Origin of the sequence: Pseudomonas sp. B2M1-30 (assembly GCF_025447575.1) — a bacterium.
GTDB lineage: Bacteria > Pseudomonadota > Gammaproteobacteria > Pseudomonadales > Pseudomonadaceae > Aquipseudomonas > Aquipseudomonas botevensis.
The window spans coordinates 47,809-72,567 of record NZ_JAOEJT010000013.1 but is presented as its reverse complement, the minus strand read 5'-3'; the positions used below and the strand labels follow the sequence as shown (position 1 = coordinate 72,567).

Here is a 24,759-nt window from a genome sequence, read left to right as displayed (position 1 = left end):
TGGGTGAATATCCGTTGCTTCGGGTGTTGCGGCTGGCGGTTTCGCCTTGGCTCGCCGTAAGGGCGAAACCATAAGACGCCGTTACCGCAGCAGCGGATATTCACCCAAAATCCCAAGCTCCAAGCGCTCAAAACCCAAATCCCGGACAAACAAAAACGCCCGGCATTAGCCGGGCGTCTTGTATTGACTTGATTAACGAGCGCGGTAAGTGATGCGCCCTTTGCTCAAGTCATAGGGCGTCAGCTCGACGCGCACTTTGTCACCGGTAAGAATACGAATGTAGTTCTTGCGCATCTTGCCGGAGATGTGCGCGGTTACGACGTGCCCATTTTCCAACTCCACACGAAACATGGTGTTGGGCAGGGTGTCGACGACAGTGCCTTCCATTTCGAAGCTGTCTTCTTTCGACATGCAGTAAAGCCCTCGGTATCCAATGAATGGCCCGGTGCAACTGCGCCAGGCAAAAGCGGCGTGCATTGTGCCCGAAAAATGGGGTTTACGCCAAGGGGTTTAGGGCTTGCGTTTAGTTCAGGATGACCCAGCGCTGATTAATCAGTAGTTCAATGGGGCGATACTGGGTCTTGTAGTTCATCTTTTTGCAGTTCTTGATCCAGTAACCCAGGTAGACCGCTTCGAGCCCCAAACGCTGGGCTTCGGCAATTTGCCAGAGGATCGCATAACGCCCCAGGCTACGGCGTTCTTCGTCCGGTTCGTAGAAGGTGTAGACCGCCGACAAGCCATTGGGCAGCAGGTCGGTCACCGCTACGGCCACCAACCGTCCGTCGAGCCGGAACTCGTAAAAACGCGAGAAGGGCAGGTCTCTTACCAGAAAAGTCGAGAATTGGTCGCGGCTTGGCGGGTACATATCGCCGTCGGCGTGGCGTTGCTCGATGTAGCGCTGGTAGAGGTCGAAGTACTCTTCACTGAACCCTGGCTTGACCGGGCGAACCTGCAGATCGGCGTTGCGTTTGAAAATCCGCTTCTGCTGCCGGTTGGGGTTGAACTGCGCCACCGGGATGCGCGCAGGCACGCAGGCATTGCAGTTCTGGCAATGCGGGCGGTACAGGTGATCGCCGCTGCGACGAAAGCCCATTTCCGACAGATCTGCGTAGACATGCACATCCATGGGCTGGCTCGGATCGAGGAACAGGGTCGTAGCCTGCTCCTCGGGCAGATAACTGCAAGAGTGAGGCTGAGTGGCATAAAACTTCAAACGCGCCAACTCGGTCATGATCAACCCTCGGGATAAGCTGGTGAATTAAGTGTAAGCCACGCGCGGCAAAGTCGCTCAGCAAACCCAGGTGGCGCGACTGGGTTGATCCAGGTGGCGGGCCAGGTAGTCAGCGAATGCGGGGCGGGAGATGGCTCGGGCACCAAGACTGTGCAGATGGTCGGTCGGCATCTGACAGTCGATCAACACGAAACCCGATTCTTTCAGATGCCGTACCAGGGTCGCAAAGCCATATTTCGAGGCGTTGTCGGCGCGGCTGAACATCGATTCGCCAAAAAACAGTTGGCCCATCGCCAGGCCGTACAGCCCGCCGACCAGTTCGCCCTGGTCCCAGACTTCCACTGAATGGGCAAAGCCGCGTCGGTGCAGTTCAACGTAGGCGTCCTGCATGGCTTGAGTGATCCAGGTGCCGTCGGCGTAATCCCGTGGCGCGGCGCAGGCGCGGATGACCGCGTGAAAATCCTGATCGAAGGTCACCTGATAGCGCTGTTTGCGCAACAGTTTGCCCAGGCTGCGGGACACATGCAGCTCGTCAGGAAACAGGACCGTGCGTGGGTCCGGCGACCACCAGAGAATCGGCTGGCCTTCGGAAAACCACGGAAAGCAGCCATGGCGATACGCCTGAATCAGACGATCGGCAGACAGATCACCGCCGGCGGCCAACAACCCGTTGGGGTCGCGCATGGCCTTTTCCAGGGGCGGAAAACTCAGTGTGTTGCGTTGTAACCAGGTCAGCATGGCATCCGGGCTTGCAGAAGGGGAGGGCGGTGGGCGTCTCGGCCCGCCATGAAGTGTGCCGTTAAATGACAGGAATGTCGTGTCGATCCTGCTCGGCATCGGCAAGGTTGCAACTTGGCGCCGTGGATGCGGTCGTAAGCGAGCGTTGCGACCTGTCTGCGTCCGGCCTGACAGGCATCCGGTGCTCGTCGGGGAGGCAGGTTCGGTAATGCTTCGCTACGTTCATCAAATACACCTCATAAGCCTTTGTCACAAAAGACAATGCATGCTCAAATTGAGCCGCACGTCGCGCGGGGCCGACTATGCTTGAACATGGGGTTTGAAGCATGGCATCGGACGTACAAACCCGTACAATGCCGGGCTGTTACAGAATATTCGCCGCGCGCCCGGTTTATAAAAACCGGGGCGCAGTGTTAAAAGTAGTCTCAGTTGCGCCCGTCAACTTTTTTACCTGCCTGGATTGGGCAGTTTTTATCGTCATTCAATAGATGGACGCGCCGCTGGCGCAGGAAAAGAAGCGTTTTGAAGAAATCCACCGAAGCACCAAAAACAGTCGTTCCGCTCTGGCGTCAGCAGTTGCACTACCGACTCAAGGAAGGTGCACTGATCGCCATCGGCGCCTTGTGCCTGTTCCTGATGATGGCGTTGCTGACTTACGGCAAGGATGATCCGGGCTGGAGCCACAACAGCAAGATCGACGACGTGCAGAACTTCGGCGGCCCGGCCGGCTCCTACAGCGCCGACATCCTGTTCATGGTGCTGGGTTACTTCGCGTACATCTTCCCGTTGCTGCTGGCGATCAAGGCTTACCAGATCTTCCGTCAGCGCCACGAACCCTGGCAGTGGAGCGGCTGGCTGTTCTCCTGGCGCCTGATCGGCCTGGTGTTTCTGGTGCTGTCCGGTGCCGCTCTGGCGCACATTCATTTCCACGCTGCCACCGGTCTGCCGGCTGGCGCCGGTGGTGCGCTGGGTGAAAGCCTCGGCGATCTGGCCCGCAACGCCCTGAACATCCAGGGCAGCACGCTGCTGTTCATTGCGCTGTTCCTGTTTGGCCTGACGGTGTTTACCGACCTGTCGTGGTTCAAGGTGATGGACGTCACCGGCAAGATCACCCTCGATCTGTTCGAACTGTTTCAGGGCGCGGTCAATCGCTGGTGGACGGCACGCACCGAGCGTAAGCAACTGGTCGCGCAATTGCGCGAAGTCGACGACCGTGTACACGACGTCGTCGCACCGACCGTCACCGACAAGCGCGAGCAGGCCAAGGTCAAGGAGCGCCTGATCGAGCGCGAGCAGGCCCTGAGCAAACACATGTCCGAGCGTGAGAAACAGGTGCCGCCGGTCATCGCTCCAGCGCCGGTCAAGGCCCCCGAGCCAAGCAAACGCGTGCAGAAAGAGAAGCAGGTGCCGCTGTTCGTCGACAGTGCAGTGGAAGGCACCTTGCCGCCGATTTCCATTCTCGACCCGGCGGAAAAGAAACAACTCAATTACTCGCCGGAATCCCTGGCTGCGGTCGGCCACTTGCTGGAAATCAAGCTCAAGGAGTTCGGCGTCGAGGTCGCGGTGGATTCGATCCATCCCGGCCCCGTCATTACCCGTTACGAAATCCAGCCGGCCGCGGGGGTGAAGGTCAGCCGTATCGCCAACCTGGCAAAAGACCTTGCGCGTTCCCTGGCCGTGACCAGTGTGCGGGTGGTTGAAGTGATTCCGGGCAAGACCACGGTCGGTATCGAGATTCCCAACGAAGACCGGCAGATCGTGCGTTTCTCCGAAGTGCTGTCGACCCCCGAGTACGACAACTTCAAGTCGCCGGTCACTCTGGCCCTGGGCCACGATATCGGTGGCAAACCGGTCATCACCGACCTGGCGAAGATGCCGCACCTGCTGGTGGCCGGTACGACCGGTTCCGGTAAGTCGGTGGGTGTGAACGCGATGATCCTGTCGATCCTGTTCAAGTCCGGCCCGGACGACGCCAAGCTGATCATGATCGACCCGAAAATGCTTGAACTGTCGATCTACGAAGGCATCCCGCACCTGCTGTGCCCGGTGGTCACCGACATGAAGGACGCGGCCAACGCCCTGCGCTGGAGCGTTGCCGAGATGGAGCGGCGCTACAAGCTGATGGCGAAGATGGGTGTGCGCAACCTGTCCGGCTTCAATGCCAAGGTCAAGGAAGCCATCGAAGCCGGCGAGCCGTTGAGCGATCCGCTGTACAAGCGCGAAAGCATCCACGACGAAGCGCCGTTGCTGCAGAAGCTGCCGACCATCGTGGTGGTGGTCGACGAATTCGCCGACATGATGATGATCGTCGGCAAGAAGGTCGAAGAACTGATCGCCCGTATCGCGCAGAAGGCGCGTGCGGCGGGTATCCATCTGATCCTGGCGACCCAGCGGCCGTCGGTGGACGTGATCACCGGTCTGATCAAGGCCAACATCCCGACGCGGATGGCGTTCCAGGTGTCGAGCAAGATCGACTCGCGGACCATCATCGACCAGGGCGGTGCCGAACAACTGCTGGGCCACGGTGACATGCTCTACATGCCGCCGGGCACCAGCCTGCCGATCCGGGTTCACGGCGCTTTCGTTTCCGACGATGAAGTTCATCGCGTGGTCGAAGCCTGGAAACTGCGGGGCGCGCCGGAGTACAACGACGACATCCTCAACGGTGTCGAAGAAGCGGGTAGTGGTTTCGAGGGCAGCAGCGGCGGTGGTGACGGCGATGATCCGGAAGCCGACGCGCTGTACGACGAAGCCGTACAGTTCGTTCTCGAAAGCCGCCGGGCGTCGATTTCCGCCGTGCAGCGCAAGCTGAAGATCGGCTACAACCGCGCCGCGCGCATGATCGAAGCCATGGAAATGGCTGGCGTCGTCACGGCCATGAACACCAACGGTTCTCGTGAAGTCCTGGCCCCCGGCCCGATGCGCGACTGATTCGAAACCCCGGATTTACCAAGTAAGGGATGGCGCAATGACGCGCCGTCCGCTCTCCCACGAGTATTCAAGAGGACTCCCATGCGTCTTATCCGCATGCTGCTGCCGGTACTGGCTCTGACCACTCTCTCGGCCCACGCCGATGACAAGGACGTGGCACGCCTGACCCAATTGCTGGAAACATCCAAGACCCTGACCGCGAACTTTTCCCAGCTGACCCTCGACGGCAGCGGCACCCAGTTGCAGGAAACGTCCGGCGAGATGACGCTGCAGCGTCCGGGCCTGTTCTACTGGCACACCAATGCGCCCGCCGAGCAGACCATGGTGTCCGATGGCAAGAAAGTCACTCTGTGGGACCCGGATCTCGAGCAGGCCACCATCAAGAAGCTGGATGAGCGCCTGACCCAGACGCCGGCCCTGTTGCTGTCCGGCGATGTGTCGAAGATCAGCCAGAGCTTCGACATCACCGCGAAAGAGGCGGGCGGCGTGATCGACTTCACCCTCAAGCCGAAAACCAAGGACACCCTGTTCGACAGCCTGCGCCTGTCGTTCCGCAACGGTCTGGTCAATGACATGCAACTGATCGACAGCGTCGGCCAGCGCACCAACATCCTGTTCACCGGGGTGAAGGCCAACGAAGCGGTGCCGGCCTCGAAGTTCAAGTTCGACATCCCCAAGGGTGCCGACGTCATCCAGGAATAACCCCACAGGGTCAAGCAGAGGTTTCAACGGTACGTGATGGATCTGTTTCGCAGTGCGCCGATTGCCCAGCCCCTGGCCGCCCGTTTGCGCGCGACCAACCTGGATGAGTACGTCGGTCAGGAACACGTGCTCGCTCGCGGCAAGCCTTTGCGTGAGGCGCTGGAGCAGGGTGCCCTGCATTCGATGATCTTCTGGGGGCCGCCGGGCGTGGGTAAAACCACGCTGGCGCGGCTGCTGGCGGAAGTCTCGGACGCGCACTTCGAAACGGTCTCGGCTGTACTCGCCGGGGTGAAGGAAATCCGTCAGGCGGTGGAAATCGCCAAGCAGCAGGCCGGCCAGTACGGCAAACGCACGATCCTGTTCGTCGATGAAGTGCATCGCTTCAACAAGTCCCAACAGGATGCCTTCCTGCCGTACGTCGAGGACGGCACGCTGATTTTCATCGGCGCCACCACCGAAAACCCTTCGTTCGAATTGAATAACGCGCTGTTGTCGCGGGCGCGGGTCTACGTGCTCAAGAGTCTGGACGAAACAGCGTTGCGCAAACTGGTGCATCGCGCGCTGACCGAAGAGCGAGGCCTGGGCAAACGCAATCTGACCCTCAGCGATGAAGGGTTCCAGATGCTGCTGTCGGCCGCCGACGGTGATGGCCGACGCCTGCTCAATCTGCTGGAGAACGCTTCGGACCTGGCCGAAGACAACAGCGAGATGGGCACCGAGCTGCTGCAAAGTCTGCTCGGCGACACCCGCCGACGTTTCGACAAGGGTGGCGAAGCCTTCTACGACCAGATTTCCGCGCTGCACAAATCGGTGCGCGGCTCCAATCCCGATGGCGCGCTGTACTGGTTCGCGCGGATGATCGACGGCGGCTGCGATCCGCTGTACCTGGCCCGGCGTGTGGTGCGCATGGCCAGCGAAGACATCGGCAACGCCGACCCCCGTGCCCTGAGCCTGTGCCTGGCGGCGTGGGAAGTGCAGGAGCGTCTCGGCAGTCCCGAAGGCGAACTGGCGGTGGCGCAGGCCATCACCTATCTGGCCTGCGCGCCGAAAAGCAACGCGGTTTACATGGGCTTCAAGACCGCACTGCGTGCCGCCGCCGAATACGGCTCGCTGGAAGTGCCGCTGCACCTGCGCAACGCCCCGACCAAGCTGATGAAGCAGCTGGGTTACGGCGACGAATACCGTTACGCCCACGATGAGCCGGACGCCTATGCCGCCGGCGAAGACTATTTCCCGGAAGAACTCGATCCGATTCCGTTCTACCAACCGGTGCCCCGTGGCCTGGAGTTGAAGATCGGCGAGAAGCTCAACCACCTCGCCCAACTTGACCGTCTAAGCCCCCGGCAGCGGAGAAAATCGTGATTCCATTGATTGTTGCCGTCTCGGTCGGCGGCATTGCCGGCACCTTGTTGCGCTTCGCCACCGGCAATTGGGTCAACGCCAATTGGCCACGGCACTTCTATACCGCGACGCTCGCCGTTAATATCGTGGGCTGTCTGCTGATCGGTGTGTTGTACGGTCTGTTTTTGATACGCCCGGAGGTGCCGATCGAGGTGCGCGCCGGGTTGATGGTCGGCTTCCTCGGGGGGCTGACGACTTTTTCATCCTTTTCACTGGATACGGTGCGCTTGCTGGAAAGCGGGCAAGTGCCGCTGGCCCTGGGCTATGCGGCCATCAGCGTATTCGGCGGGCTGCTCGCCACTTGGGCCGGCCTGTCCCTGACCAAACTTTGATAACGAGAAACCGACATGCTCGATTCCAAACTGTTACGTAGCAACCTTCAGGACGTAGCGGATCGCCTGGCTTCCCGTGGCTTTGCCCTGGATGTCGCGCGCATCGAAGCGCTGGAAGAACAGCGCAAGACCGTCCAGACCCGCACCGAAGCATTGCAGGCTGAGCGTAACGCGCGTTCCAAATCCATCGGTCAGGCCAAACAGCGCGGCGAAGACATCGCGCCGCTGATGGCCGACGTCGAGCGCATGGCGGGCGAGTTGAGCGCAGGCAAGGTCGAGCTGGATGCGATCCAGACCGAACTGGACGCCATCGTTCTGGGCATCCCGAACCTGCCGCACGAATCGGTGCCGGTCGGTGCCGACGAAGACGGCAACGTCGAAGTCCGCCGCTGGGGCACGCCGACCGCGTTCGACTTCCCGGTTCAGGATCACGTCGCCCTGGGCGAGAAGTTCGGCTGGCTCGACTTCGAAACCGCCGCCAAGCTGTCCGGCGCACGTTTCGCTCTGCTGCGCGGCCCGATTGCCCGCCTGCACCGCGCCCTGGCGCAGTTCATGATCAACCTGCACGTCACCGAGCACGGCTACGAAGAGACTTACACGCCTTATCTGGTTCAGGCGCCGGCCCTGCAAGGCACCGGTCAACTGCCGAAATTCGAAGAGGACTTGTTCAAGATCGCTCGCGAAGGCGAAGCCGATCTGTACCTGATTCCGACCGCCGAAGTGTCGCTGACCAACATTGTGGCCGGTGAAATCGTCGATGCGAAATTGCTGCCGATCAAGTTTGTCGCTCACACGCCGTGCTTCCGCAGCGAAGCCGGTGCGTCGGGTCGTGACACGCGCGGCATGATCCGCCAGCACCAGTTCGACAAGGTCGAGATGGTGCAGATCGTCGAGCCGTCGAAATCGATGGACGCGCTGGAAAGCCTGACCGCCAACGCCGAAAAAGTCCTGCAACTGCTGGAGCTGCCATACCGCACCCTGGCGCTGTGCACCGGCGACATGGGCTTCAGCGCGGTCAAGACCTACGACCTGGAAGTGTGGATTCCGAGCCAGGACAAATACCGCGAAATCTCCTCGTGCTCCAACTGCGGCGACTTCCAGGCCCGCCGCATGCAGGCGCGGTTCCGCAACCCGGAAACCGGCAAGCCTGAATTGGTCCATACCTTGAACGGCTCCGGCCTGGCCGTCGGTCGTACCCTGGTGGCGGTGCTGGAAAACTGCCAGCAGGCCGACGGTTCGATCCGCGTACCGGAAGTCCTCAAGCCGTACATGGGTGGCCTCGAGGTCATCGGCTAAATGAAATATCTGCCGCTGTTTCACAACCTGCGCGGCAGTCGTGTGTTGGTCGTCGGTGGGGGGGAAATTGCCTTGCGCAAATCCCGCCTGCTGGCCGACGCCGGTGCGCTGCTGCGGGTGGTCGCACCTGAAATCGAAACGCAACTGCGCGAGCTGGTCGCTGCCAGCAAGGGCGAATGCCTGCTGCGCGGTTACCTCGAAACGGATCTGGACGGTTGCGGGCTGATCATCGCCGCCACCGACGATGAAACACTCAATGCCCAAGTGTCCGCCGATGCCCATCGGCGTGGCGTGCCGGTCAACGTGGTGGATGCGCCTGCGCTGTGCAGCGTGATCTTTCCGGCCATTGTTGATCGGTCGCCGCTGATTATCGCCGTGTCCAGTGGCGGCGATGCGCCGGTGCTGGCGCGGCTGATCCGCGCCAAGATCGAAACCTGGATTCCTTCGACCTACGGCCATCTGGCCGGCCTCGCCGCGCGCTTCCGTCATCAGGTGAAAAACCTGTTTCCGGATGTGAATCAGCGTCGTGGTTTCTGGGAAGACGTGTTTCAAGGCCCGATTGCCGACCGGCAACTGGCCGGGCAGGGCGCCGAGGCCGAGCGTCTGTTACAGGCGAAAATCGACGGCGATGCCGCTATCACGACCGGTGAGGTGTATCTGGTGGGTGCCGGGCCGGGTGATCCGGACCTGCTGACCTTCCGCGCGCTGCGTCTGATGCAGCAAGCCGATGTGGTGCTGTACGACCGTCTGGTGGCGCCGGCGATTCTTGAACTGTGCCGGCGTGATGCCGAGCGCGTTTACGTCGGCAAGCGCCGCGCCGATCATGCGGTGCCGCAGGATCAGATCAACCAGCAACTGGTGGAGTTGGCGAAAGCCGGCAAGCGCGTGGTGCGGTTGAAGGGTGGCGATCCGTTCATCTTCGGCCGTGGCGGCGAGGAGATCGAAGAACTGGCGGCCCATGGCATCCCGTTCCAGGTCGTGCCGGGCATCACGGCGGCCAGCGGATGTGCGGCTTATGCCGGGATTCCGCTGACCCACCGTGATTACGCGCAGTCGGTGCGCTTCGTCACCGGGCATCTGAAGGACGGCTCCACCGATCTGCCTTGGGCCGACCTCGTCGCGCCCGCGCAGACTCTGGTGTTCTACATGGGCCTGGTGGGCCTGCCGGTCATCTGCGAGCAGTTGATCAGGCACGGTCGCGGGGCGGATACCCCGGCGGCACTGATCCAGCAGGGCACCACGGTCAATCAGCGGGTATTCACCGGCACTTTGGCCGATTTGCCGAAACTGGTGGCGGAGCATGAAGTGCATGCGCCGACCCTGGTGATCGTTGGCGAAGTGGTGCAACTGCGCGAGAAACTGGCGTGGTTCGAAGGGGCTCAGGGCCAGGTCTGACAGATCGCGTTGTCCCTTCGCGAGCAAGCCCGCTCCCACATCAGATCGAGTCGAACTCAGATCACATGTGGGAGCGGGCTTGCTCGCGAAAGGGCGTTCAATTCAACGCAATATTCAACCCCGCTTCCAGACCCCTTTTCCGCTCAAGCGCGCCCGGTCATGGGCCACACTGAAGTCCTGCTCCGGCCCCTTCGGCACCACGCCCGTCGGGTTGATGGTCCTGTGGCTGGCGTAGTAGTGGTGCTTGATGTGGGTGAAGTCCACGGTCTGCGCGACGCCCGGCACCTGATACATCTCACGCAGCCAGTTCGACAGGTTCGGATAATCGGCAATCCGTCGCAGGTTGCACTTGAAGTGCCCGTGATACACCGCGTCGAAGCGAATCAGGGTGGTGAACAGGCGAACGTCCGCCTCGGTCAGGTACTCGCCGGTCAGGTAACGATTGGCACCCAGAAGCTGTTCGAGGTGATCCAGTTCGGCGAACACATCATCGAACGCCGCTTCATAGGCATTCTGTGAGGTGGCGAACCCGGCGCGATAAACGCCGTTGTTGACCGCCGGGTAGATCCGCTCGTTCAGCGCATCGATCTCGCTGCGCAGGGGGGCCGGGTAGAAGTCCAGGTCGTTACCGGTCAGGTCGTTGAAGGCGCTGTTGAACATGCGGATGATTTCCGCCGATTCATTGCTGACGATGCGCTTGAGCTGCTTGTCCCACAGCACCGGCACGGTCACGCGCCCGGTGTAATCGGCGGTGTCGGCGGTGTAGCGCTGGTGCATGAATTCGAAATCGTCGAGTTTGTCGCCAGTGGAACCGAGCGTCTTGTCGAACGTCCAGCCGTTTTCCAGCATCAGCCAACTGACCACCGAGACATCGATCAGCCCTTCCAGGCCCTTGAGTTTGCGCAGGATCAGCGTGCGATGCGCCCACGGACAGGCCAATGACACATAGAGGTGATAGCGCCCGGCCTCGGCGGTAAATCCGCCGTCCCCGCTCGGGCCGGGTTGGCCGTCAACGGTGACCCAGTTGCGCCGCTGCGCCTGTTCGCGCTGGAAGGCGCCGTCCTTGCTGCTTTCGTACCACTTGTCCTGCCAGTGGCCATCGACGAGTAAACCCATGATCAAGACTCCAGAAACCAATAATCCGTTGGAGTGGAGTCTATTCCGATGAGTTCGAACAAAAAGCGCAAAGATCGGGCGCAAATGATCGACTAGATCGATGTGTTCCGTGCAGCCCAGTATTTTTCGGCGGTTTCGAAGGCCTGTTCACGGGGTTGTCCCAAACCGCGCAGCGCCAGGGCCATGGTCGAAATCAGTGCCATTTGCGGATAGCTGTCGACCACCTCACCCCGCCACACCGCTTTCAAATGCTCGACGTCCAGCGAGGCCGGTTTGACGTGGCGCTGGGCGGATAACTGTGGCCATTCCTCGTCCCAGCTCACGCCGCCCGTGGTGCCGTACAGGTGGCTGTCGGCGTCCGGGTTGATCTCGATTTCGCCGCCGTCGCCCTTGACCACAATCGCCGTGTCGCCGAGCAAGCCGCTGGCTTCGCGATGCACCGCCTGATAGCCAGGGTGGAAAATGCTTTGCAGGCCGCAGCGTGCGCCGAGTGGGTTGAGAATCCGTGCCAGGGAGTGGATCGGCGAACGCAAACCGAGGGTGTTGCGCAGGTCGATCATCTTTTGCAGTTGCGGTGCCCAGTCCACTAGTGGCATGAACGCCAGTCCACCGTTGTCCAGCGCGCTGCCGACCTGTTGCCAGTCGCGGCACAGCGGGATGTTCAAGTCCGTGAGCAGTTGTTCGGAGTACAGACGTCCGGCGGTGTGGGCGCCGCCGCCGTGCATGAAGATGCGCACGCCGTTCTGCGCCAGGCACTTGGCAGCCAGCAGATACCACGGCAGATGGCGTTTTTTGCCGGCGTAGGTCGGCCAGTCCAGATCGACCTTCAACGCTGGCGCCTGCAAACGCTCGCGCAGGGCTTCGGTAAAACCGGCCATTTCCTCGGCGCTTTCTTCCTTGTGCCGCAGCAGCATCAGAAAGGCGCCGAGCTGGGTGTCCTCGACCGCGTCGTCCAGCACCATGCCCATGGCTTGCCGGGCTTCTTCACGGGTCAGGTCGCGGGCGCCGCGCTTGCCCTTGCCGAGGATCCGCACGAACTGGGCGAAGGGATGTTCGGCGGGTGTTTCGAGGGTCAGGGCTGGAGAGTCGGTCATAAGCAATTCGTCGGTTTGGGCAGGCCCGCCAGTTTCGCGGCGAGTTTGGCAGGGGTGCCTTTGAACAATCGGTTCAGGTGCAGGCTGTTGCCTTTGTCCGGGCCGAGCTTCAGTGCGGTGTACTTGATCAGCGGCCGGGTCGCCGGAGACAGCTGAAACTCTGTATAGAAGCTGCGCAGCAGTTCGAGGACTTCCCAGTGCTCGGGGGTCAGTTCGATGTCCTCGACAGCGGCGAGGGCGCTGGCGACCTCTGCCGACCAGTCATCGAGGTCGACCAGAAAGCCGTCCTTGTCCAGTTCGATGGCGCGGGCGCCGACGGTCAGCGCATTCATAGCCAGGTGTTGACCTTGTCGTGATGGATCGACAGTTCGACGAAGGCCGGGTAGTCCACGGCTTCGGCCCAGTCCGGCACGTGAACGGCACGCGCCTCGGCATCTTCGGTGAGTACGAACAACTTCACCCGGCGTGCATTCAGCGCTTCGAACGGCGCGGTGCCTGCTTGCAAGGCGTAGGTGGCGTCGCCACACAACAGCAACGCATCGGCCGTGCCAAGCAGGCGCAGGCAACTGGTCAGGCGTTCGTCACCGAACGGCGAGTGAGACAACACATGCAAAGTCGACATCAGAGGGTGATCACCTGGTCGTAACGGTCAATAAGGGCGGTGATGTGTTCGGCGGCGAGCGGTTGTGCCTCGTCCAGCGACAGATTCGCCAGACCACGCTGGCTGGCACTGTCGGCGCAGTAGAACAACTCTTCGACGCCGAACATCGGCAGCGCTTGCAGGTTGGCGCTCAGGTCTTTCTGCTGCAGGGACTTGGCGTTTTGCCCGGCGGCCAGTTGCAACACACCGTCGTCGAGAAACAGCAGGCCGATCGGCAGATCGAACGCGCCACCGGCCAGCACGATGTCCAGCGCCTCGCGGGCGCCCGGGCCTGACCACGGCGACTGGCGGCTGATAATCAACAGGGATTTGGCCATTTCATGCGCCTCCGAAACAGATCAGACGGTCGGCGTCCTGTACCGCATCGTGCAACTGCCCGAGCCCGGATAACTCCCACGGCGCGCTGACTGCCACCGCTTCACGCTGATAACGCTTGGCTTCTTCATCATTCAGAACACCGCGACGCAGGGCGGCGGCGATGCACACCACGCCGTCCAGTTGTTGCTCGGTGATGAACGCGCGCCATTGCTTGGGCAGATCCCGTTCGTCCTGCGGGGTGACCACCGCGTCGGACGCGTTGTAGACGCCGTCCTGATAGAAAAACAGCCGGACGATTTCATGCCCGCCGGCCAACGCGGCCTGAGCGAACAGCAGGGCGCGGCGCGAGGAGGGCGCATGAGCGGCGGAAAACAGCGCGATGGCGAACTTCATGACGGACTCGATCAGCAAAACTGCGGCCATGATAAAGCTTTATCGGCGGGGCGGCTAAGTCGATGTTGCTTGCCCGCGAAAGCGCCCGCTCAGGCGATAACGATGCCGCATCTGCAAACCTCAGCGCGGCATGTACCCCAACTGCCAGCGCCGGGGAATCGCCAGCGACACCACCCCGAGCAGTCCTGCCAGCAAACCGCTGACGAACAACGCCTTCAGCCCCAGGTGATGTTCCAGCACTGCCCCTAAAATCGCGCCGATGAACATCCCGCTCCACGGCACCAGTTGCACCCGCCAGCCATTGCGTCGTTCGCCGAGCATCCAGCGCCCGAGCCCGCGCCCGAACCGGGACAACGCGCCGGTGACATACGTCAGCCCGACGGCCAGGCCGTTCACTTCTTCCACGGCGGCATTGAGCATGCCCATGGCAATGATCGCCGCCAGCAGTGCCGGCAGTTGCGCCTCGAACGGCCAGACCGCCGCCGCGCAGAGCAGCGTGGCGATACACAGCAGCAGCGGCAGCGCCCGTCGCCCACCCAGGCGCCCGACCACTACGCCCAGGGCGTTACCAACAATGAATGTGACGACAAGGATGACCAGTCGCAACGTCAGACTCATATCGCCAACGCTGATCGCCACCGCCAGTCGCGTGGTGTTGCCGCTCATGAACGACACGAAATCGCCGCTGGCCATGAAACCGATGGCATCGGTCATCCCGGCCAGCACCGAGAGCGCGGCAACCAGCGCCAGGCCCACACGCCCGCGCCACTTTTGTGTGTGCAGATGACCGGGACTGGCGCGGTGAGTCGAGGCTGACGGCAGCATTGATAAGGAGGTCCTTGAGCGGCAATTACGGTTCTATGCCATACAGATCGCAGTATTCCAGCCAGCTCATGCCGGCCATTTCCGCGACTTCGCGATGCACTTCAAGGCGTTGTGCCTGATAGTCCTCGGGCGTGGCGCTGGTCAATTGCAAAGTGAGTTCCCAGGCGAACAGACCAAGGCTTTCGGCCTCGGCTTCGAAGGCTTCGTGCAGGCGTTCTTCGCGGTATTGCGCCTGAGTCTCGCCCTTGGCCTGGGCCAGCAGCGGGTTGAGGTGATCGAGGGTTTCGCGCAGTTCCGGGCGTGCATCGAGAAACAGTTTCAGGGCCTGTTCGTGTCGCTGGTCGGTGGCCGCCATGGGGATTCCTTGTTGGGCTGGTTGACCATAGGGTGCAGGAGTCGGCGTAGCGTGTCGCGTCATAAATGCAGTAAAGCAGAACGATTTCCTGCGCTGCGATGATACAGTCCGCTTTTTTCCGAATGAGCGAATGCAATGCGAATTCTGATGGTAGCGCTGGCGGCCACCGTGCTGGCCGGTTGCGCGGGTTCGGTGATGGACGATGCCCGCACCAAGGCCCCTTACAAGACCCTGACTTCGGAAAAGCCGGAGAAAGACGTGGCCCAGTGTGTACAGTTCGCCTGGCAGGACGAAGCGGTGTTCGGGGTCGATGCCGCCGCCTATCTGCAACCGGGCAAGAAGGGTGGCTCGACGGTCTACACGCGTTCGGCGGAGTCGTTTGTCGATCTGACCAGCGATGCGTCGGGTACGACATTGAGCTATTACGCGCAGAAAGACGACTTCGTCGCCAAGCGCCGGATGGCGGCGCTGGCGACCTGTCTCTAAGCACTGCAGAACGTGCCGGCTCCCACGCTGAAGTCATGGGCGCCGGCCTGCTCGCGAAAAGGTTCAGTCAACTCAATCGTCCAGCCTTTTCTGGAAAAACATCCGCTTATGCCCCGGCGGATAATCCTGCAACTCGCCAAACTGGCTGTACCCCAACTTCTTGTAGAACTCCGGCGCCTGGAAATCGAAGGTATCGAGCCACGCGCCGATGCAACCTTTCTCTCGCGCCAGCTCCTCGGCCATGCGCATCAGTTTCGAGCCAACACCCTGGCCCCGGCCCTGTTCCGGCACCGACAGCAAATCGACGAACAGCCAGTTGCAGACCAGCCGGCCATACAGCCCGCCGAGAATCTCGTCGTGCTCGTCGCGCACCAGCAGCGTGAGCGGTTCCGAAACCGCAATCCCGGCCTGGGCGACGTTATAGGCATGGAGCGGTGCCAGGATGGCCTGGCGTTCTTCTTCCGTGGAGTTTTGCGACAGCTCGATCCGCAAGTTCATCTGCGCTTCCTTGATAGCAATGAGCACGCAGCCTAGCGCGCTTCAGACGATCATTCCAATCCTCTTTCGAGGGGGCGCAGCGAGTGGTGAATGCAGGTTTTCTCAACGTTGCCATGTACTCTTTTTGCCATACGTAGGGTAGGCGTTGGCGCAGCGTACTGTGTTTATATCCAGTGTTGTCGGCGTTTTGCTGCACCGGACCTTGTTAGCTGCGATAAACCCGCCAATGGACAAAATAACCAGCTCCGCTAGCTTGAAGGTCTCTCCTCGGAAAGGAGAGTTCTTAAATCAACGGAGTGAAAAACATGAATCAACCACAAGCTCAAACCCAACTGCGACACGGTCGCGTCATCTCTCCTGCCAGCCGCGGCGCGGTGGCCATCGAGCAAGGATTGCTTGGTGCGTGGCAGGTCAACGAAATGGAGGGTGGCAAGAACTTCCCGGCGCTGGTGGCCGGTCCGTTCCCGGCGCCGTTCGAGACAGATAACCCAAGCGACGTACCACCCGCTGACGGCTACATCCTCAGCGGCGGCAAGACCGATGCCCGCGACTGCGTGAACTTCACCGCCGCGGAAATGAGCAAGAAGCTCGGTCGTCCGTTCTCTTGGCCGCTGCTCAATGTCGCCCCCGGTCAGACCCTCGAGGTCAAATGGGAATACACCGCGCCACACACCACCCGCGGCTACCGCTGGCTGATCACCAAGGATGGCTGGGACCCGCAGCAGCGCATCAGCCGTGCGCAGCTCGAAGCGCAGCCATTCTTCGAGGATTTTTACCCTCAGGTGCCTTACTACAGCCATTCGGCCGAACTGAAGGCCAAGATCAATCATGCGGTGAAACTGCCGGCCAACAAGACAGGCCATCACGTCATCGTGCTGATGTGGATCGTCGCCAACACCGGCAACGCTTTCTATCAGGCCTTCGATGTGGACTTCAAATAACCACGCGACACCCCACTCACACGTTCTGAAGGATTAGAACATGTCATCGAACATTGACTTCACCCTTGTGCAAAACCAGGCGAGCGACGCGGCGTCGCTGATGCCGAGCCTCACTGGCAAGAAGATCCTCATGGGCTTCTGGCACAACTGGCCGGCAGGCCCCAGCGACGGTTACCGCCAAGGCCGTTTCGCCAGCATTGCGCTCGAAGACGTACCCAAGGAGTACAACGTCGTCGCGGTGGCCTTCATGAAGGGCAGCGGGATTCCGACGTTCAAGCCGTTCAACGTTTCCGATGCCGAGTTTCGCCGCCAGGTCGGCGTGCTCAACAGCCAGGGGCGGGCGGTGCTGATTTCCCTCGGCGGTGCCGATGCCCACATCGAACTGCGCAGCGGCCAGGAGCGTCCTCTGGCCAACGAAATCATTCGGCTGGTGGAAACCTATGGTTTCGACGGTCTGGACATCGATCTTGAACAGAGCGCGATTGATTTCGCCGCCAACAAGACCGTGCTGCCGGCCGCGCTGAAACTGGTCAAGGATCACTACGCCGGACAGGGCAAGCATTTCATCATCAGCATGGCGCCGGAGTTCCCGTACCTGACCAGCACCGGCAAATACGTCGGCTACCTGCAAGCGCTGGAAGGCTACTACGACTTCATCGCTCCACAGTTCTACAACCAGGGCGGTGATGGCGTCTGGGTGCCGGAAGCCAACAACGGCAACGGGGCGTGGATCGCCCAGAACAACGATGCGCTGAAAGAGGATTTCCTCTATTACCTGACAGAAAGCCTGGTGACCGGTACTCGCGGCTTTACCCGTATTCCGGCGGACAAGTTCGTCATCGGCCTGCCGGCCAACGTCGATGCGGCTGCCACCGGTTATGTGATCGACGACACCGCCGTCGGCAACGCGATGAAACGCCTGGCGATCAAAGGGCATCCGATCAAGGGCCTGATGACCTGGTCGGTGAACTGGGATAACGGCACCAGCAAGGATCGCGTGCCCTACAACTGGGAATTCAGTCGGCGCTATGGGCCGCTGATCCATGGGGCGCGGCTGTCTTCGCCAGAGTCTGATGCCGTCGCACCAGGCGTCGCCCGTCAGCAGTAAATGAATGAAAGCCCGGTAGCGCTGCCGGGCTTTTTTTCGTTCTTGGCGGGTGGTTTTTCGCCTACGATGGACGCCTTTCGATGACAAAAAAGGATCAGGCGTCATGTCCACCACAGCCGAGCGGGTCAACATTGTTGAAACCCAGGTGTTGTCCCACGACTGGTATCTGCTGAAGAAAATCACCTTCGATTACCAGCGCAACAACGGTGACTGGCAGCGTCAGACCCGTGAGGTCTACGACCGGGGCAACGGCGCAGCGATTCTGCTGTTCAACCGTGAGAAACGGACCGTGGTGCTGACCCGCCAGTTCCGCTTGCCGGTGTTCGTCAACGGTCATGACGGGTTGCTGATCGAAGTGGCAGCCGGGTTGCTGGAGGGGGCGGCGCCGGAGCAGCGGATTCGTGCCGAGGCCGAGGAAGAAACCGGCTACCGCGTCCATGATGTGAAGAAGGTGTTCGAGTCTTACATGAGCCCTGGCTCCGTGACCGAAAAGCTGCACTTTTTCATTGCTGAATACGATTCGGCGTCGAAGGTCGGCGACGGCGGCGGTCTGGAGGAAGAGACCGAAGAACTGGAAGTGCTGGAGTGGCATTTCGACGAGGCACTGGCGGCGTTCGCGCGTGGCGAGATCTGCGATGCCAAGACCATCATGCTGTTGCAGTACGCGGCGATGAACAAGCTCTTTAACAACTGATTGTCATGCTCCCGCATTGGCATGTGTTGCCTTTGTGGGAGTAGGCCTGCCCACGAGGGCGGCCTGCATCCAGAACGAGATCAGAACAGGTCGCCCGTACGACCTGTTTCGCGAAAACCTTCGAGCGTCAACAATCGCTCCTTGGCCTCAAGCCCACCCGCAAACCCGGTCAGTTTTCCTGACGCCCCAATCACCCGATGACAGGGTGCAACGATCGAAATCGGATTGCGCCCGTTCGCTGCGCCCACCGCACGTACTGCCGTGGGATGACCGATCTGGCGGGCGATTTCGCTGTAGGTCCGGGTTTCACCGAAGGGAATGGTCAGCAACGCCGCCCAGACCTTTTTCTGAAAGTCGGTGCCGACAAAGTCCAGGTCCAGCTCGAAGCCGTTGCGCGTGCCGGCAAAATATTCTGTCAGTTGCCGGGCGGTTTTCAGCAGCACCGGATTGTCCGGCGCCTCGCTCATCGGCCCCAGGCGTACCCGGTTCGGTTTGTCGTTTTCCCAGAGGATGGCCGCCAGTCGTGAACCGTTCGCGACCAGCTTCAGCTCGCCGACCGGCGAGGGCAGGGTGATGAACGTGTAGGCCATGGCGACAGACTCCGGATCGGTACGAAAACAGCCGCCAGCATACTGCCGGATCGGGGAGGCGCAAACCGCAATCCCGACCATACTGCTTGTTGCTCTCAAGTGTTCCCCCTGTGTGTTGCATCAATCCAAAACAAAAAAGAGATCGACTCATGAAGTACGAACCTTTTGCCAAGTCGCTGATAGCGACTTCCCTGATACTCAGTTGCCTCATGGCCCACGCCGCTTCTGTCGCGCCGGTCGCGGCGGAAAACGGCATGGTGGTCACCGCCCAGCACCTGGCCACCCACGTTGGCGTCGATGTATTGAAAAGCGGCGGCAACGCCGTCGATGCAGCGGTTGCAGTGGGGTATGCGCTGGCGGTGGTCTATCCCGCCGCCGGTAACCTCGGTGGTGGCGGTTTCATGACCATTCAACTGGCGGACGGGCGCAAGACCTTCCTCGACTTCCGCGAAAAAGCCCCGCTGGCGGCGACCGCCGACATGTACCTCGACAAACAGGGCAACGTCATTCCCGATCTGAGTACCCGTGGCCATCTCGCGGTGGGCGTGCCGGGCACCGTGTCCGGCATGGAACTGGCGCTGACCAAGTACGGCACCAAGCCGCGCAAGGACATGATTGCCCCGGCGATCAAACTGGCTGAAGACGGCTTTGCACTGGAGCAGGGAGATGTCGATCTGCTGGACTACGCCACCGACGTGTTCAAGAAGGACATGAAGGACTCCGGCTCGATCTTCCTGAGCAACGGCGAACCGATGCAGGTCGGGCAGAAACTGGTGCAGAAAGATCTGGCGAAGACCCTGCGGACCATTTCCGAGAAGGGCGCCGACGGCTTCTACAAAGGTTGGGTGGCCGACGCCATCGTCACTTCGAGCCAGGCCAACAAGGGCATCATCACCCAGGCCGACCTCGACAAATACAAGACCCGCGAACTGGCCCCGGTGGAGTGCGACTATCGCGGTTACCACGTCGTATCGGCGCCGCCACCGAGCTCTGGTGGCGTGGTGATCTGCCAGATCATGAACATCCTTGAGGGCTATCCGATGAAGGATCTGGGCTTCCATTCGGCCCAGGGCATGCACTATCAGATCGAGGCCATGCGTCACGCTTATGTGGATCGCAACAGCTATCTGGGCGACCCGGATTTCGTCAAGAACCCGATCGAGCACCTGCTGGACAAGAACTACGCGACCAAGCTGCGCGACGCCATCGCGCCGCAGAAGGCCGGTGTGTCCGCTGAACTCAAACCCGGGGTCGCGCCCCATGAAGGCAGCAACACCACCCACTATTCGATCGTCGACAAGTGGGGCAACGCGGTGTCGGTGACCTACACCCTCAACGACTGGTTCGGTGCGGGCGTGATGGCCAGCAAGACCGGGGTGATCCTCAACGACGAGATGGACGATTTCACCTCGAAGGTCGGCGTGCCGAACATGTACGGTCTGGTGCAGGGCGAGGCCAATGCCATTGCTCCGGGCAAGGCGCCGCTGTCGTCGATGAGCCCGACCATCGTCACCAAGGACGGCAAGGTGGTGATGGTGGTGGGCACACCGGGCGGCAGTCGGATCATCACCGCGACTTTGCTGACCATGCTCAACGTTATCGACTACGGCATGGGCCTGCAGGAAGCGGTCGACGCGCCACGTTTCCACCAGCAATGGATGCCGGAGCAAACCAATCTCGAAGATTTCGCGGCCAGCCCGGACACGAAGAAAATCCTCGAGAGCTGGGGGCACAAGTTTGCCGGTCCTCAGGACCCCAACCACATCGCTGCGATCCTGGTTGGCGCACCGTCCCTGGGTGGCAAACCGGTCGGCAAGAACCGTTTCTACGGTGCCAATGATCCGCGTCGCAACACCGGGTTGTCATTGGGTTACTGAGAGGCGTAAAAAGGGGGCGGACACGCGTCCGCCCCTGTCTCAAAGTTCGATCAAGGAAGGCACATCATGACCACCGCATTGCTGATCATCGACGTCCAGCGCGCCCTGTGCGCGGGCGAATACGAGTGCTACGACGTCACTCGCGTGATCGACACCATCAACGCTCTCAGTACACGCGCACGCAAGGCCGGGGTTCCGGTTGTGCTGATCCAGCACGAAGAGAAGGACAGTCCGCTGGCCCACGGCGCCGAGGGCTGGCAACTGGCCGAAGGCCTGGTCACGGCATCCAGCGACTTGCGTGTCGGCAAAACTACCCGGGATTCGTTCTACCAGACCAACCTGCAAAAACTGGTGCCGCTGGAAGACTTCGACCGCCTGGTGATCTGCGGCATGCAAACCGACTACTGCGTCAACGCCACCGTGCGCCAGGCCCATCAACTGGGTTACGACGTGGAGCTTGCAGCCGACGCTCACACCACGGTCGACAACGGCAACATGAGCGCCGAAGACATCATCGCCGAACACAACAAGGACCTGGCGCACCTGACCGGTTCGGTGGCGCGGATCGATGTCAAACCGGCTGCCGACATCCTTTTCTGAAGCACACCACACCCCGCTGTCCGGGGGAGCAGGCTTGCTCGCGAAGTCGAATCGTCGCTCCCCCAGAATTTCTGTGTCACTGCGACATCGTTTGAAGAATGGAATCCAGCAATGCCCGCTTTCAAGTGCCGGTACGCCGTCGTACTGGCGTACCTCTCGCTCACCCCGGTGGTCCATGCCAGCAGTTTCGATTGCACCAGTGCCGGCAATCCCGCCGAGAAGGCGATCTGCGCAGATCCCTACACCTCAAGCCTTGATGAAAAGCTTGGTGCACTCTGGCAGACAACGCTCCCCACAGTGTCCGACTCCAAGGCCCTCAAGGCCGATCAGCGCGAGTGGCTCAAGCAGCGCAATCGATGCGCAGAGGATATTTCCTGTTTGCGCCGCCAGTATCTGATGCGTATGAAAGCACTTGAATACGCGGCCAGGCCCTTCACCTGGAATGCGACCTGGCAAATGATTCCGTGGGGCACCTCCACGGCGGCGCAAGTGACCACATCACGTCAGGACGCTACGCACATCGCTTTTGATATCTCGGCGGCAAACGGCGGCAACTCTGGAGACATGGATGGCGTCGCCACGATTGCCGGTGCTGCCGCTCATTACGAAGGCGGGAATTGCACGTTGAAGTTCAGCGCATCCAACGGTCTGCTGGACGTTGAGCAGGAGGGGGGTGAAGGGGCGTGCGGCGGCGGGGTGGGCGTCTATTACGCCGGACGTTATGTCGCGTCAGAGCAACCCATATCGATCGACTACGATTTGCTCAGTCTGGGCGTGCTGCGCACGCCGCAGGAAGATCAAGCGTTGCGTGTTCTGCTCAAGGACGACTATCAAACCCTGCTCAATAACAGTGGTTCGATGGTGACGGGCGAGGCATCGGCCGATGTGCCGGATGGCGCGGTCGATGAGTTCTGGGTACGAGGCCTGGCTTCCAGCAATGCGGCGATTCTGATGCGTGCGCCGGGCAACCGGTTGTGGCTGGTGCTGTTGGTTTTTGACGAGCAGCGCAAAGTCAGGGCGCGCTACTACACCAACGTGGCGAAATGGAAAAAACAGGTGCCCGATGTGCTGCAGGCCTGGCACGTACGAATGACGCACGACGAAGCTCTGCCGCTGGATCTGATGCCGTAATCCATTGTGAGGCGGTGTCGCGTCCCCCGTTCAGGTCGCAAACATCAACATCCGGACATCCCTCACCGGCTCGGCCACCACGCCCTCCAGCACCAGTCGCGTGATGGTCTGCGCCGCGTTCTCATAATCCTCATCCTGCGGCACCTCCCGTCCGGTGATGCGGCCCATTTGCCAGCCGATGTTGGTGTAGGTGCGGGTCGCTGACCAGATGAACAGCATCAGATGCTCAGGGTCGACCGGCGCGAGCAAGCCCCGGTCGATCCAGCTGCGCAGGCAATCGACGTTGCGTCGGGCCTCTGCGTGCAGCAGGTCGCGGCATTCTTCGGGCAGTTGGCGGCCGCCGAGCAGCAATTCGCCGCTGAACACCTTTGCAATTGCCGGATGTTCGCGGGCGATGCGGATGCGGGCGGCGACATAGGCGCGCAGGCCGATCAGCGGGTCGTCGCTTTCGCGCAGCACCGCCGAGGCTTCCAGCAGCGGTTCGACAAAGCCGAGCAGCACTTTGCCGTAGAGGTTTTCCTTGCTCTGGAAGTAGTAATACAGATTGGCCTTGGGCACGCCCGCTCGAGCGGCGATATCGCGGGTCTGGGTCGCGTCGAAGCCGTTGGCGGCGAATTCCTCGCGGGCGGCGGCGAGGATGAGTTGTTGATTGCGTTCGCGGATGCTGCTCATGGAAGTACGGATTTCAGGGACGGCATGGCAAGGTTCTGGCGAATTCGGTTTCGCAATATACAAAACTATATAGCGGTTAAGCCAGCGCACTCGGTCGACAGCGCTATGCTGGTTCCATTATTGAAAGTCATCGGGGAGGGCATATGGGTATTCAGGCATTGCGCGCCAGTGCGGTTCATCTTGAGGCGGTCGCCACACTGTTTGACGCCTATCGCGGCTTTTATGGTCAGCCGCCGAACCTCGCCCAGTCGCGGGCGTTCATCGCCGAGCGCATGGCGGGTGGTGAGTCGGTGATTTTTCTGGCTGAGAACGAAAACGCTGAAGCGCTGGGATTCGTGCAGTTGTACCCGTCGTTTTCGTCCATCGATGCTCATCGCACCTGGCTGCTCAGCGACTTGTTCACTGCGCCTGCGGCCCGTGGGCGTGGCGTCGGCAGGCTATTGATGAACACCGCGCGGGACTTTGCGTTGGCGAGCGGCGCCAAGGGGCTGGTGCTGGAAACCGCCATCGACAATTTCACCGCGCAGGGTCTGTATGAATCGCTGGGTTATGTGCGCGATACCGGTTACTACACCTACAACCTCGATTTGCGAGGCGATTGATCGACTCTGACTTTTTTCGGGTTTTTCTGTTGTTTGGTCTTTTCCCGCAGACGGGCGATCACTAGAATCCGCCCCGGCTCTCCGCAATGGAGGCTCTTTGCTATCACTTAGGGAAGACATCATGCAATTCGGGAAAATCCTGGCGCTGGGCCTGGTGCTGACACTGGGCGGTTGCGCCAGTTTTACCAAGGACGAAGTGGCGCCGGTCACGCTGCCGTCGATGGCAAGCTATGCCAACAAGCCTAATGTCTATGTCGATTTCGATTTCTATCAGGGCGAGCCGAAAAGCGCTTCCGCCGTGGAGTTGCCGCAAGCGCGGGACATGCTCAAGCCGCAACTGCAAAAAGCCCTGACGGACTCCGGCCTGTTCGGTCGCGTCACGCTGGACGAATTCGAGAAGCAACCGGGCGACTACAGTCTGCGCCTGAAGATGTACAACCATCCGCCAAATGGTGGTGAGTTGGCGCTGGCGTTCATCAGTGGTCTGAGCATGACGATCATTCCGGCCTACGCCACCGACCAGTACACCCTGAGCCTGGAAACCCTCGATCAGCAAGGGCAGCCTCTGACCACAGCGAGCAATCATGACTCGGTCGGCACCTGGATGGGCATCTGGTTCATTCCACTGGCGTTCAATACGCCCAAGGCTGCGGTGAGCGATACTTTCACTCGTCAGGTTAATGCGTTGCTCAAAGAATGGGCTGACAGCAACCGCCCGAAATACTCGGCCCTCTGATCCGCGTTGCGCGGGTAAGCAGCCAAAAAAAGAGCC

General features: G+C 60.8%; 28 protein-coding genes and 1 pseudogene. 15 read left to right on the top strand and 14 right to left on the bottom strand.

Going from position 1 to position 24,759, the window contains the following annotated elements:
* Positions 1-192: 192 nt before the first annotated feature.
* The 3 genes from infA to aat all read right to left on the bottom strand — a co-directional run bounded on the left by infA (position 193) and on the right by aat (position 1,969).
* Positions 193-411: a translation initiation factor IF-1 gene (gene infA, locus N8H74_RS22750; protein ID WP_002553999.1), complete on the bottom strand. Its 219-nt coding sequence runs from the start codon at positions 409-411 to the stop codon at positions 193-195.
* A gap of 112 nt (positions 412-523) precedes the next feature.
* Positions 524-1,231, bottom strand: a complete 708-nt coding sequence (locus N8H74_RS22745) for an arginyltransferase (RefSeq protein WP_217830451.1) — start codon at positions 1,229-1,231, stop codon at positions 524-526.
* A 57-nt stretch (positions 1,232-1,288) separates the two neighbouring features.
* Positions 1,289-1,969, bottom strand: coding sequence for a leucyl/phenylalanyl-tRNA--protein transferase (gene aat, locus N8H74_RS22740; protein ID WP_262150472.1), 681 nt, complete (start codon positions 1,967-1,969; stop codon positions 1,289-1,291).
* Between the two features lie 522 nt (positions 1,970-2,491).
* On the opposite strand from aat, the gene N8H74_RS22735 reads away from it, so the two are divergent.
* The 6 genes from N8H74_RS22735 to cysG all read left to right on the top strand — a co-directional run bounded on the left by N8H74_RS22735 (position 2,492) and on the right by cysG (position 10,026).
* On the top strand, positions 2,492-4,900 hold the full coding sequence (locus N8H74_RS22735) for a DNA translocase FtsK (protein ID WP_262150471.1): 2,409 nt from the start codon (positions 2,492-2,494) through the stop codon (positions 4,898-4,900).
* A gap of 81 nt (positions 4,901-4,981) precedes the next feature.
* Positions 4,982-5,602 (top strand): outer membrane lipoprotein chaperone LolA, encoded by a 621-nt coding sequence (lolA, locus tag N8H74_RS22730; RefSeq protein WP_217830447.1) that lies wholly within the window; start codon positions 4,982-4,984, stop codon positions 5,600-5,602.
* A 36-nt stretch (positions 5,603-5,638) separates the two neighbouring features.
* Complete coding sequence (locus N8H74_RS22725) at positions 5,639-6,964, top strand: replication-associated recombination protein A (RefSeq protein WP_262150469.1); 1,326 nt, start codon at positions 5,639-5,641, stop codon at positions 6,962-6,964.
* Positions 6,961-7,335: a fluoride efflux transporter CrcB gene (gene crcB / locus N8H74_RS22720; protein WP_217830445.1), complete on the top strand. Its 375-nt coding sequence runs from the start codon at positions 6,961-6,963 to the stop codon at positions 7,333-7,335. Before N8H74_RS22725 ends, crcB begins: the two co-directional genes overlap by 4 nt.
* 15 nt (positions 7,336-7,350) lie before the next feature.
* Positions 7,351-8,631 (top strand): serine--tRNA ligase, encoded by a 1,281-nt coding sequence (gene serS, locus N8H74_RS22715; protein WP_262150467.1) that lies wholly within the window; start codon positions 7,351-7,353, stop codon positions 8,629-8,631.
* Positions 8,632-10,026 carry a siroheme synthase CysG gene (gene cysG, locus N8H74_RS22710; RefSeq protein WP_262150465.1) on the top strand — a complete coding sequence of 465 codons (1,395 nt, stop codon included), beginning with the start codon at positions 8,632-8,634 and terminating at the stop codon, positions 10,024-10,026.
* A 114-nt stretch (positions 10,027-10,140) separates the two neighbouring features.
* Here the strand turns inward: cysG and N8H74_RS22705 are convergent, their stop codons facing one another.
* The 8 genes from N8H74_RS22705 to N8H74_RS22670 form a co-directional block, all read right to left on the bottom strand.
* Positions 10,141-11,142 carry a glutathione S-transferase family protein gene (locus tag N8H74_RS22705; RefSeq protein ID WP_262150463.1) on the bottom strand — a complete coding sequence of 334 codons (1,002 nt, stop codon included), beginning with the start codon at positions 11,140-11,142 and terminating at the stop codon, positions 10,141-10,143.
* A 92-nt stretch (positions 11,143-11,234) separates the two neighbouring features.
* Complete coding sequence (locus N8H74_RS22700) at positions 11,235-12,236, bottom strand: glycosyl transferase family protein (protein WP_262150461.1); 1,002 nt, start codon at positions 12,234-12,236, stop codon at positions 11,235-11,237.
* Positions 12,233-12,568 (bottom strand): TusE/DsrC/DsvC family sulfur relay protein, encoded by a 336-nt coding sequence (locus tag N8H74_RS22695; RefSeq protein WP_262150459.1) that lies wholly within the window; start codon positions 12,566-12,568, stop codon positions 12,233-12,235. Before N8H74_RS22695 ends, N8H74_RS22700 begins: the two co-directional genes overlap by 4 nt.
* The gene (gene tusB, locus N8H74_RS22690) at positions 12,565-12,858 is read right to left on the bottom strand and encodes a sulfurtransferase complex subunit TusB (protein WP_262150457.1); all 294 of its coding nucleotides are present in this window, start codon (positions 12,856-12,858) and stop codon (positions 12,565-12,567) included. Before tusB ends, N8H74_RS22695 begins: the two co-directional genes overlap by 4 nt.
* Complete coding sequence (gene tusC, locus N8H74_RS22685) at positions 12,858-13,214, bottom strand: sulfurtransferase complex subunit TusC (RefSeq protein WP_262150455.1); 357 nt, start codon at positions 13,212-13,214, stop codon at positions 12,858-12,860. The genes tusB and tusC overlap by 1 nt, the downstream gene beginning before the upstream one ends.
* A gap of 1 nt (position 13,215) precedes the next feature.
* Entirely contained in the window at positions 13,216-13,608 is a 393-nt protein-coding gene (tusD, locus tag N8H74_RS22680; protein WP_217830436.1) for a sulfurtransferase complex subunit TusD, read from the bottom strand.
* A 120-nt stretch (positions 13,609-13,728) separates the two neighbouring features.
* Entirely contained in the window at positions 13,729-14,433 is a 705-nt protein-coding gene (locus tag N8H74_RS22675) for a YoaK family protein (protein WP_262150454.1), read from the bottom strand.
* A 25-nt stretch (positions 14,434-14,458) separates the two neighbouring features.
* A complete protein-coding gene (locus tag N8H74_RS22670) occupies positions 14,459-14,788 on the bottom strand; it encodes a DUF6388 family protein (protein WP_217830433.1) in 330 nt (109 codons plus the stop codon).
* Positions 14,789-14,923: 135 nt separating this feature from the next.
* Between N8H74_RS22670 and N8H74_RS22665 the strand changes: the two genes are divergently transcribed.
* Positions 14,924-15,274, top strand: a complete 351-nt coding sequence (locus tag N8H74_RS22665; RefSeq protein ID WP_217830432.1) for a hypothetical protein — start codon at positions 14,924-14,926, stop codon at positions 15,272-15,274.
* A gap of 72 nt (positions 15,275-15,346) precedes the next feature.
* On the opposite strand, the gene N8H74_RS22660 is transcribed toward N8H74_RS22665, so the two are convergent.
* Complete coding sequence (locus N8H74_RS22660; RefSeq protein WP_262150453.1) at positions 15,347-15,772, bottom strand: GNAT family N-acetyltransferase; 426 nt, start codon at positions 15,770-15,772, stop codon at positions 15,347-15,349.
* Between the two features lie 305 nt (positions 15,773-16,077).
* Here N8H74_RS22660 and N8H74_RS22655 point away from each other — a divergent pair, with 305 nt between their 5' ends.
* The 3 genes and pseudogenes from N8H74_RS22655 (at position 16,078) to N8H74_RS22645 (ending at position 18,515) form a co-directional block, all read left to right on the top strand.
* Complete coding sequence (locus tag N8H74_RS22655) at positions 16,078-16,713, top strand: lytic polysaccharide monooxygenase auxiliary activity family 9 protein (RefSeq protein ID WP_217830430.1); 636 nt, start codon at positions 16,078-16,080, stop codon at positions 16,711-16,713.
* 40 nt (positions 16,714-16,753) lie between these two features.
* A pseudogene (locus N8H74_RS22650) lies at positions 16,754-17,758 on the top strand (chitinase); the annotation flags it as partial.
* Positions 17,759-17,924: 166 nt separating this feature from the next.
* Positions 17,925-18,515 (top strand): NUDIX domain-containing protein, encoded by a 591-nt coding sequence (locus tag N8H74_RS22645; RefSeq protein ID WP_217830428.1) that lies wholly within the window; start codon positions 17,925-17,927, stop codon positions 18,513-18,515.
* A gap of 80 nt (positions 18,516-18,595) precedes the next feature.
* Here N8H74_RS22645 and N8H74_RS22640 read toward each other — a convergent pair whose 3' ends face one another.
* Positions 18,596-19,105 carry a methylated-DNA--[protein]-cysteine S-methyltransferase gene (locus tag N8H74_RS22640; RefSeq protein ID WP_262150450.1) on the bottom strand — a complete coding sequence of 170 codons (510 nt, stop codon included), beginning with the start codon at positions 19,103-19,105 and terminating at the stop codon, positions 18,596-18,598.
* A gap of 149 nt (positions 19,106-19,254) precedes the next feature.
* Here N8H74_RS22640 and ggt point away from each other — a divergent pair, with 149 nt between their 5' ends.
* The 3 genes from ggt to N8H74_RS22625 all read left to right on the top strand — a co-directional run bounded on the left by ggt (position 19,255) and on the right by N8H74_RS22625 (position 22,713).
* Positions 19,255-20,982, top strand: a complete 1,728-nt coding sequence (gene ggt / locus N8H74_RS22635) for a gamma-glutamyltransferase (protein WP_262150448.1) — start codon at positions 19,255-19,257, stop codon at positions 20,980-20,982.
* Between the two features lie 66 nt (positions 20,983-21,048).
* Positions 21,049-21,582, top strand: a complete 534-nt coding sequence (locus N8H74_RS22630; RefSeq protein ID WP_217830425.1) for a cysteine hydrolase family protein — start codon at positions 21,049-21,051, stop codon at positions 21,580-21,582.
* Between the two features lie 111 nt (positions 21,583-21,693).
* On the top strand, positions 21,694-22,713 hold the full coding sequence (locus tag N8H74_RS22625; protein ID WP_262150446.1) for a lysozyme inhibitor LprI family protein: 1,020 nt from the start codon (positions 21,694-21,696) through the stop codon (positions 22,711-22,713).
* A gap of 30 nt (positions 22,714-22,743) precedes the next feature.
* On the opposite strand, the gene N8H74_RS22620 is transcribed toward N8H74_RS22625, so the two are convergent.
* The gene (locus N8H74_RS22620) at positions 22,744-23,385 is read right to left on the bottom strand and encodes a TetR/AcrR family transcriptional regulator (RefSeq protein ID WP_262150444.1); all 642 of its coding nucleotides are present in this window, start codon (positions 23,383-23,385) and stop codon (positions 22,744-22,746) included.
* A gap of 143 nt (positions 23,386-23,528) precedes the next feature.
* Between N8H74_RS22620 and N8H74_RS22615 the strand changes: the two genes are divergently transcribed.
* Positions 23,529-23,987 (top strand): GNAT family N-acetyltransferase, encoded by a 459-nt coding sequence (locus N8H74_RS22615; protein ID WP_262150442.1) that lies wholly within the window; start codon positions 23,529-23,531, stop codon positions 23,985-23,987.
* Between the two features lie 121 nt (positions 23,988-24,108).
* Positions 24,109-24,723: a hypothetical protein gene (locus tag N8H74_RS22610; protein WP_217830419.1), complete on the top strand. Its 615-nt coding sequence runs from the start codon at positions 24,109-24,111 to the stop codon at positions 24,721-24,723.
* Positions 24,724-24,759 lie beyond the last annotated feature (36 nt).